This window comes from Thiocapsa sp. (genome assembly GCF_022340925.1).
Taxonomy (GTDB): Bacteria; Pseudomonadota; Gammaproteobacteria; order Chromatiales; family Chromatiaceae; genus Thiocapsa.
Window position 1 is genome coordinate 1 of sequence record NZ_JAJDNA010000057.1, and the last position, 9489, is coordinate 9489.

General features: G+C 66.3%; 7 protein-coding genes and 1 tRNA gene. 3 read left to right on the top strand and 5 right to left on the bottom strand.

The annotated features are described in order from the left end of the window. Positions 1-690 precede the first annotated feature (690 nt). The 4 genes from LJE61_RS07565 to guaB form a co-directional block, all read right to left on the bottom strand. Positions 691-780: transfer RNA gene (locus LJE61_RS07565), tRNA-Ser, on the bottom strand. Between the two features lie 68 nt (positions 781-848). Further along, positions 849-1319, bottom strand: a complete 471-nt coding sequence (tadA, locus tag LJE61_RS07570) for a tRNA adenosine(34) deaminase TadA (RefSeq protein WP_296910024.1) — start codon at positions 1317-1319, stop codon at positions 849-851. Positions 1320-1397: 78 nt separating this feature from the next. Next, the gene (guaA, locus tag LJE61_RS07575) at positions 1398-2978 is read right to left on the bottom strand and encodes a glutamine-hydrolyzing GMP synthase (RefSeq protein WP_296910022.1); all 1581 of its coding nucleotides are present in this window, start codon (positions 2976-2978) and stop codon (positions 1398-1400) included. Between the two features lie 10 nt (positions 2979-2988). After that, positions 2989-4455: an IMP dehydrogenase gene (guaB, locus tag LJE61_RS07580; RefSeq protein ID WP_296910020.1), complete on the bottom strand. Its 1467-nt coding sequence runs from the start codon at positions 4453-4455 to the stop codon at positions 2989-2991. A 128-nt stretch (positions 4456-4583) separates the two neighbouring features. On the opposite strand from guaB, the gene xseA reads away from it, so the two are divergent. Next, a complete protein-coding gene (gene xseA / locus LJE61_RS07585) occupies positions 4584-5939 on the top strand; it encodes an exodeoxyribonuclease VII large subunit (protein ID WP_296910018.1) in 1356 nt (451 codons plus the stop codon). Positions 5940-6094: 155 nt separating this feature from the next. On the opposite strand, the gene LJE61_RS07590 is transcribed toward xseA, so the two are convergent. Next, positions 6095-6742 (bottom strand): hypothetical protein, encoded by a 648-nt coding sequence (locus LJE61_RS07590; RefSeq protein ID WP_296910017.1) that lies wholly within the window; start codon positions 6740-6742, stop codon positions 6095-6097. A gap of 182 nt (positions 6743-6924) precedes the next feature. On the opposite strand from LJE61_RS07590, the gene LJE61_RS07595 reads away from it, so the two are divergent. Both LJE61_RS07595 and LJE61_RS07600 read left to right on the top strand, forming a co-directional pair. Next, positions 6925-7524, top strand: coding sequence for a transglycosylase SLT domain-containing protein (locus LJE61_RS07595; RefSeq protein WP_296910016.1), 600 nt, complete (start codon positions 6925-6927; stop codon positions 7522-7524). 498 nt (positions 7525-8022) lie between these two features. Then, positions 8023-9474, top strand: coding sequence for an undecaprenyl-phosphate glucose phosphotransferase (locus LJE61_RS07600; RefSeq protein WP_296917944.1), 1452 nt, complete (start codon positions 8023-8025; stop codon positions 9472-9474). The last annotated feature ends 15 nt before the right edge of the window (positions 9475-9489 follow it).

The window sequence follows — 9489 nt, forward strand, 5'->3', positions numbered from 1 at the left end:
GCCGTTTGACTTTCGCCCCACTGGTCTCTGAGGTCTGTGCCTGGCAGGGTGAAGCCTTCCAATCCATTTTCCAGGCGTGGTCGCGGAGAACATCCTGCAGGCGGAGAGCCTGCGGTACCGGCTCGATTCTGCCGCCAGTACACTGTCCCACCAGCGCTGTCCAGCGGGCGCCCGCCGATCCTCACAACCCCTCCCTGGCAATCCCTGCCGGCACGGCGTAGTGTTTGCGTGACGCAAACCGTCACGGCTACAAAGCGCGGGCACGCCAACGGAAGGCCACACCGTAGCCCTTAAGCGCGCGATTCCGAACTATCGGAAATGAAGTCGCCGGCTGCCTCGCCTGTCAGGGGCACGGGTTACGCCCTGAGGCGGCCTCTGAGACACTCGACGCGGAAACCTGGAAACGCCGGCCAGTTTCTTGCCGAGACCGGCGGGGAAGCCGCGGGTCGAGCCCCGCACGCTTGTCCCGAAGAGATGAATGCGCTCAGAGTTGAGCGCCCGGCTCGGCGATCTGAATAGGGCGCTCGCCTGACGGGCGGACATCCCGCACATTGGCGCATCGGTCCGTAATCCGAGGCGCCGGCGCCTAGCCACCATGTCAAGCAGCTGCACATTGGGGGGCTAAATGGGGGTCCGAAAATCCAGATCTATCCGTAAGTAGATGAATAATATCATTAAAAAATCATAGATTGGCGGAGAGGGTGGGATTCGAACCCACGGTACCCGCAAGGGTACACTTGATTTCGAGTCAAGCCCGTTCGGCCACTCCGGCACCTCTCCGGGACGGTTTGCCGCACGGGCAGGTCGCGCGACAAGGCGGGTAGTCTAAGCGGCTGTATTCGGATTGTCTATGTTGAGCGCCTGGCGCGGAAGAAGGCGCGCAACGTCTCTCCGCAGTCGTCGGCCAGGACCCCGCCGCGGCAGTCGGTGCGGTGGTTGAAGCGGCGATCCGACGGCAGGAGGTCGAAGACGCTTCCGCAGGCCCCCGCCTTGGGGTCGGGTGCGCCGTAGATCACGAGGTCCACGCGGGCATGGATGAGGGCGCCGGAGCACATGACGCAGGGCTCGAGGGTGACATAGAGGGTGGTGCCCGGGAGGCGGTAGTTGCCGACGCGCCGCCCCGCGTCGCGCAGGGCCCGGATCTCGGCATGAGCGGTCGCGTCCTGGGCGCCGATCGGACAATTCCAGCCCTCGCCGATGACCTCCCCGTCCCGCACCAGGATGGCGCCGACCGGGACCTCGCCCTGCGCCGCCGCTCGGCCGGCGAGGGCCAGCGCGAGGTGCATCCAGTCCCTATCGTCGCGGATCGGACGTGTCATCGGTGGGTGAGGCTCGCGAGCCGGACCCTCACTGCACGTCAGCACCCTGCCCCGATGCGACCGCGGCGGCCCGGGCGGTCACTCCCACTCGATCGTCCCCGGCGGTTTCCCGGTGATGTCGTAGACGACACGTGAGACGCCGGGGACCTCGTTGACGATCCGCCGGCAGACCAGATCCAGGAAGTCGTAGGGGAGGTGGGCCCAGCGGGCGGTCATGAAGTCGAGGGTCTCCACCGCGCGCAGGGCGATGACGTGGGCATACTGGCGGTTGTCGCCGACGACGCCCACGGAGCGCACCGGCAGGAAGACCGCGAAGGCCTGCGACACCTGGTCGTAGAGCCCGGCCCGGCGCAGCTCCTCGATGAAGATGTGGTCGGCCCGGCGCAGGGTCTCGGCATCCTCCTTGTGGACCTCGCCGAGGATCCGCACGCCGAGACCCGGGCCCGGGAAGGGGTGCCGATAGACCATCTCGGACGGCAACCCCAGCTCGATCCCGATCTTGCGCACCTCGTCCTTGAAGAGCTCGCGCAGGGGCTCGATCAGCGCGAGGTTCATCTCTTCCGGCAGCCCGCCCACGTTGTGATGTGACTTGATGACCGCGGCCTTGCCGGTCTTGGCCCCCGCCGACTCGATCACGTCCGGGTAGATGGTGCCCTGGGCGAGCCATTTGACGTCGGTGAGCTTGGCCGCCTCGTCGTCGAAGACCTCGATGAAGGTGTTCCCGATGATCTTGCGTTTCTGCTCGGGATCGCGCACGCCCTTGAGGCGGCCCAGGAAGCGCTCCTCGGCGTCGACCCGGAGCACACGCACGCCCATGTGCCGGGCGAAGGTGCTCATGACCTGATCGGCCTCGCCGAGTCGCAGCAGGCCATTGTCGACGAACACGCAGGCCAGCTGATTGCCGATGGCGCGGTGGAGCAGCGCGGCGACGACGCTCGAGTCGACGCCGCCCGAGAGTCCGAGCAGGACCGCGTCGCTGCCGACCCGGGCACGGATCCGGGCGATGCTGTCGTCGATGATGTTTCCCGCCGTCCAGAGGCGTCCGCAGCCGCAGATCTCGTGGACGAAGCGTTCCAGGATCCGTTGGCCCTGGCGGGTGTGGGTGACCTCGGGATGGAACTGCACGCCGTAGAAACGGCGCGCCTCGTCGGCGATGCCGGCCAAGGGGGCGCTCGCGGTCTCGGCGATCACCTGGAAGCCCGCGGGCAGAGACTCCACGCGGTCGCCGTGGCTCATCCAGACGTCCAGGAGGCCGTAGCCCTCCGGGCTGGTGTGGTCCTCGATGTCGCGTAGCAGGCGTGAATGACTTCGGGCGCGCACCTGGGCATAGCCGTACTCGCGATGGGTGGCCGGGGCGACGCTGCCGCCGAGCTGGGCGGCCATGGTCTGCATGCCGTAGCAGATCCCCAGGACCGGCACGCCCAGATCGAAGACCAGTGGGTCGGCGCGTGGGGTCTCGGCCTCGTGGACGGATTGGTGACCGCCCGACAGGATCACCCCGGTGGGTGCGAAATCCCGGATCGCCGAGGGGCCCATGTCATAGGGGTGGAGCTCGCAGTAGACGCCGGCCTCACGCACGCGCCGCGCGATGAGCTGGGTGTACTGGGAGCCGAAGTCGAGGATGAGGACGCGATCGGCGTGGATGTTGGGTGTGGGCATGTGTCAGGGGTCAGGTGTCGATGCGGTAGTTGGGCGCTTCCTTGGTGATCTGCACGTCGTGCACATGCGACTCGCGCATCCCCGCCGCGCTGACGCGCACGAACTGGGGCTTGGTGCGCATCTCCTCGATGGTCGCGCAGCCGGTGTAGCCCATGCTCGAGCCCAGGCCGCCGACGAGCTGATGGATGACGTTCAGGACGCTGCCCTTGTAGGGCACGCGCCCCTCGATGCCCTCGGGGACCAGCTTCTCCTTGGTGGTTTCCTCCTGGAAGTAGCGATCGCTGGAGCCCTCGGTCGAGCCCATGGCCCCAAGCGACCCCATCCCGCGGTAGGATTTGTAGGAGCGTCCCTGGTAGATCTCGACCTCGCCCGGCGCCTCGTCGGTGCCGGCGAAGAGTCCGCCGATCATGACGCTGTTGGCACCGGCCGCGATGACCTTGGCGACGTCGCCCGAGAAGCGCAGCCCGCCGTCCGCGATCAATGGGACGCCGGTGCCCTCCAGCGCCTCGGTGACATTCGCGACGGCGGTGATCTGCGGGACGCCGACACCGGCGACGATGCGGGTGGTGCAGATCGACCCGGGCCCGATCCCGACCTTCACCCCATCCGCCCCGGCATCGACCAGTGCCCGCGCGGCGTCGGCGGTGGCGATGTTGCCGCCGATGACCTGCACCTCGGGATGATGCACCTTGACCCATTCCACCCGGTCCAGCACCCCCTGCGAGTGCCCATGGGCGGTGTCGACCACGATCACGTCCACGCCGGCCTCGACCAGGGCCGCGATGCGCTCGTCTGTCCCCTTACCGACGCTGACCGCGGCGCCGCAGCGCAGTCGCTCCTGGGCGTCGCGCGAGGCCTTGGGAAAGTCCTTGGCCTTCTGGATGTCCTTCACCGTGATCAGGCCCCGCAGCTCGAACCGGTCGTTGATCACCAGGACCTTCTCGATCCGGTGCTCGTGCAGGAGCCGCACCACGTCCTCGCGGCTCGCGCCCTCGCGTACCGTGACCAGGCGCTCCTGCGGCGTCATGATGGTCGAGACCGGCTCGTTCATGCGTGTCTCGAAGCGCAGATCCCGCCCGGTGACGATCCCGACCAGCCGGCCGTTCTCGGTGACCGGCACGCCGGAGATGTTGTGGGCGCGCGTGAGCTGAACCACCTCCCCGATGCTGGTCTGCGGGCCGACCGTGATCGGGTTGCGGATGATCCCGCTCTCGTAGCGTTTGACCGCCATGACCTCACGCGCCTGACGCTCGACGCTCATGTTCTTGTGGATGATCCCGATCCCGCCTTCAAGCGCCATGGCGATGGCCAGCCGCGACTCGGTGACGGTGTCCATCGCGGCCGACACCAGCGGGATCTTCAGCGCGATCGCGCGGGTGAGCCGGGTCTGCAGATCCACCTCGGTCGGGAGCACCCTGGAGTGGGCCGGGACGAGCAGGACATCGTCGAAGGTGAGTGCTTCCTGGATCAGGCGCATGGGAGGGCTCCGCGATCAGTGACCAGAACAGGAAAGTAACCCAAAAGTATAGAATTTCAACGGCCGGGGGTAAACTTGCACCACGCGATCCGGCCATTGTCCCGTCCAGACCGAACCCGATCGACCCGATGCAAGACGCTGCTGCCCCCCTGACCTTCGATGATTCCCGGGATATCTACAGCGTCGCACGCCTCAACAGCGAGTTGCGGGCGGTGCTGGACGGCAGCTTCCCGCTGCTCTGGGTGCAGGGCGAGATCTCCAACCTGGCCCAGCCGGCGTCCGGACATCTCTATTTCACCCTGAAAGACGTCGCCGCTCAGGTCCGTTGCGCCATGTTCCGGCCCAGACGGACCCTCCTGAGCTTCCGCCCGGCGAACGGACAGGAGGTCCTCGTCCGTGCGCGGGTCACGCTCTTCGAGCCGCGCGGCGACCTCCAGCTGGTGGTCGAGCACATGGAGCCTGGCGGCGAGGGGGCGTTGCGGCTGGAATTCGAGCGGCTGAAGCGCAAGCTCGCTGCCGAAGGGCTGTTCGACGAGGCGTGCAAGCGGCCGTTGCCGGCCTTTCCCCGGCAGGTGGGACTGGTCACCTCCCCCACGGGCGCGGCCCTGCGCGATCTGCTCGCGGTCCTCAGGCGACGCTTCCCGGCCTTGCCGGTGGTCATCTATCCGGCGCAGGTGCAGGGGGCGGCGGCGCCTGCGTCCCTCGTCTCCGCCCTGGCCCTCGCCAATGCCCGGGCCGAGTGCGACGTCATCATCCTGGCGCGCGGTGGCGGCTCGCTCGAGGACCTGAGCGCCTTCAACGACGAGACGCTGGCGCGGGCGATCCGTGCCTCGGCCGTCCCGGTCGTCACCGGCGTCGGTCACGAGATCGACATCAGCATCGCCGATCTGGCCGCCGACCGGCGTGCGGCCACCCCTTCGGCGGCCGCGGAGCTGGTCGCGCCCTCGGGCGAGCACCTGCGTCACCGTCTGACTGCCCTGAGCAGCCGACTGGCTGCGGCTGAGGCGCGCCAGCTGCTCGCTGCCCGCCAGCGTCTGGGCGCGTGCAGCCGTCACCTGGCGCTGCTCCACCCGGCCGCGCGCCTCCAGCAGCGGGCCCAGCGTCTGGATCAGCTCGAGCAGCGCCTGGTCGCGATCCTGTCGAGCCGCCTGGCGCGCGCCCGGTCGCAGTTTCGCCCGCTGGCGCTGCGCCTCTCGTTGGTCTCGGCGCAACGACGTCTCGAGCCACTGGGCATGTCCGTCGCCGCCCTTGGCCAGCGGCTGGTCCGCGCCCAGTCGCGTCTGGCCGAGACGCGGCGCGAGCGGTTGATGCGCGCGGTGGCCGGGCTCGAGGCGCGCAGCCCGCTGGCGACGCTTGCGCGTGGCTATGCCATCGCCACGCGTCTGCCGGACGGCGCGATCCTGCGCGCACCGGACGAGGCCCCCGCCGGGACGCGGATCCAGGTGCTCCTCGAGCAGGGTGCCTTGACCGCGGTGGCGGAGTGAGACGCGGGCTGCTGCGAACCCGCGCCCCCGCGGCACGTGAAGGGGGCGCCGTTTTCGGGAGCGTCGGTGACCGAGAATGGATCGGCCCGGGCAGGGCCGCCGCGTCACTGCTGTCACATCCTCGACGCTACGCGAGCGGCCGCTCGATCCTGTCCTTATGCCTTGGCAGCGCTGATGCGCTTGGAGAGGGCGGCGCCACGCATCCCGATCAGGAGCAGGGTGCTGGCGAGGAAGGCAACGACGCTGGTGCCGATGATCATGGTCTGCGGCTTGCTCGGGGCATCGGCAATCCCGAAGGCGTTACCGATCGGAGCGAGGATTGCGGTATTCTCCGGCATTGCAATAAGATAGGTGGCAAAGGCGAGAAACGCTCCGAAGAAGAGGAATTTCCAATCCAGGTGCAGACCCGCGAGCAGGGACCCGAGAGCGAGCAGGTAGAGAAGCAGCAGCAGGTATTTCTGGTCATCGAGCGCGGCGCGCACGCCCTGGGTGTGGAGCAGCCAGAGCAGTCCGATCAGGACTCCCCAGTGGACAATCTGCTTGAGGACATAGAAGAGGTAGGACTGGTCGCGAACGTAGGCTTGGCCGAAGCCGGAGAGCAGCGAGATGAAGGCGACGACGGGGACGAAACCCTCCCAATAGGGTATGGTGCCGGCGACGTCCTGACGGGTCAGCACGATCAGGACGACGGCCCCGACATAGAGGATGACGGATGGCAACAGGGCCATCATCAGCGACCCTTGGTCGGCGCTCTTGGTCTTTTTCGGTGTTTCGGACGAGGCAGCGCCTTTGGATTTGAACACGGCGAATCCTCCTTTCGGTTCGGCAGGGTGAGTGGCCGGCGGCCCTGCCGAGTCGGGAGGGCCGCCGATTTCGACAGGCAACCGGATATTAACCCTTACTTTCGATGAGTGTTAAGGGAATTTCAGTCGGTTTTGCCGATCGTCCGGACCGGGCTTGGTGCGCGGGCGAAGCGGCGGTTCGGGTGCTCGGCGAGCCCGGGCAGGCGCGACCGGCCTGGAGAGGCGCGCGTCCTGTCCCGATGGTGGCCGTGCTGGGCCTCGCGGTGCTGCTGCTGGACGGCTGCGCCACCGCACCGGCTCCGCCCTCCAGACCCGATGATGCCTGCGCCATCTTCGCCGAGAGACCGAAGTGGTATCAGGCGGCGAAGCAGGCCGAGCGTAAGTGGGGTACCCCTGTACCCGTCCAGTTGGCCATCATTCGTGCCGAATCGAGCTTCCGGCACGATGCCCGGCCACCGGGACGCGTGACCTCTGCCTTCGGCTACCCGCAGGCGATCGACGGGACCTGGGAATGGTATCGCGCGCAGACCGGCAATCGCCGCGCCAAGCGCACCAATTTCGCCCATGCGGTCGATTTCGTGGGTTGGTACACCGACGTGAGTCAGCGACAGCTCGGTATCTCGAAGTGGGATGGGTATCGCCAGTATCTCGCCTACCATGAGGGCCATCGCGGGTTCCAGCGGGGCAGCTATCGGAAGAAGGGTTGGCTGGTGCGCGTCGCCCGGCGGGTCGACCAGCAGGCCCGAGACTATGGAGCCCAGCTCGGGAAGTGCCGTCGCTGAGGGCTCGCAGCCCCTCGCGAGCCCATGGGGTTTCGCGAGGGGCTGAATCGGATCGAGGTCTTGTTGGACGCCGTCCGGCCGCGGCCTCGCCACCGACAGTCTCGCGGGCCGCTTTGTCGGGGATGTCCGGTCCCTTTAATACTCGATCTTAACGCACGGAGAATAATGAATCGTTGGTTTACACTGGGCGGGCGCGCGTCTAACATTTAGTATATTATTATTGGCATTTTTCCCGGCCTCATCGCTTGGTAACCACCCTTGCCGCTCGGTCGATTGGACGACTCGGGGCGAGATGTGGTCAAGGAATGTGCAGCCGCGTTACGCCCGGCCGCTGCCGGGTTCGGTCAGGGCCCGTCTCCCTCATGGGGGATTCAACCGATTGCGGGTCGACCAGGCTAGCGCACGCGGACAGCGGTGATTCTTCGTACCGACGTGTTTTGGGGACTGATTAGGATCGACATGTCGGAGCGTACCTTACGGAGTCGGAGGCCCAAACGGATGGACGCCAACGTAGCACCGCGGACGGGCATCGCTGCCGAGAGCGAGGGACCAAACAGCCGCTGGTCCCACCGGGCTCTGTTCATCGCTGACATCGTCGCGCTCGTCGGCGTGGCAGTGACGTGCTTCTTTGTTGTTCCGGATCTTGGCCACAAGCACACCTGGAGTCAGTACGCGGCCGGGATCATACTCATCGCCGCGGCATTCTCGATTTATGGCTTCTCAAACAGTCTTTACGACTGGCGTCGTTTTCGGGAGCACCTGAAGCGTCCAAGGATCGTCTTCGCCGGCGCGGTCTTTGCGTTTGGCGGGTTTCTGCTCGTCGTCTTCTTGATGAAGGCTGCGGATCAGTTCTCGCGGCTTTGGGTGATCTCCTCCTTCAGTGGTTTCTGCGCCTACCTCTTGGTCAGCAGGGTCTCCCTGTCTTGGCACCTGTCGCGATCGAAGGCCGGACGCTATCTGCGACGCGCCGTGATCCTGGGGGCGGGCGATAACGGCAAGGAAGTCCTGGAGCATCTGCTCCGCTTTGATGATGGAACCATCCGAGTTCTGGGTTTTCTGGACGACCGCGCGAACCGCCTGCCAAAAAGCTACCGTGGGGTCCCGTTGCTTGGCGGGACCGAGCTGGTCGAGCGGCTTGTCCGGGACGGCAGTGCCGACCTGATCATCATGGCGCTGCCTTGGAGCGCACACGAGCGAGTCGGCCAGCTGCTGCACCGGCTTTCCTCTTGGGCCGTCGACATCTATATGGCGCCGGACCGCTTGGGGCTTGAGTACGCGGACCGGCCGGTGTTTCGGATTGGCGGTATGAATGTCCTCAGCCTGCGCGACCGCCCGATCAGCGAATGGGACGCTGTCGCCAAACGCATCGAGGACCTCTGTCTGGTCGTCCCGATCATCATCCTGCTGTCGCCTCTGCTGGCGATCGTGGCGCTTGCGATCAAGCTGGAATCCAAGGGCCCCGTCCTGTTCGTCCAGGATCGCTTCGGGTTCAACAACAACCCGATCAAGGTGTACAAGTTCCGGTCGATGTATACGGAGATGACGGACCATCAGGGGAAGCGGCAGACCGCCAAGGACGATCCGCGCGTGACTCGGGTTGGACGCATCATCCGCAAGCTCAGCATCGATGAGCTCCCACAGCTGTTCAACGTTCTGGAGGGCTCGATGTCGCTCGTGGGGCCCCGTCCGCATCCCACAGGCATGGAGACCGACGGCATGCTGCTGCACGAGCTGCTGGATGACTATGCCAGTCGGCATCGCGTGAAGCCCGGAATTACCGGTTGGGCGCAATGCCACGGCTGGCGCGGTGAGGCCGACACCCGCATGAAGATCACCAAACGGGTCGAGTACGATCTCTATTACATCGAGAACTGGAGCGTGTTCCTCGATATGCTGACGCTCGTTAAAACGGCCGCCCTGCTGCTCAGGAGGCAGGACAACGCCTATTGACCATGCACGTCGCTC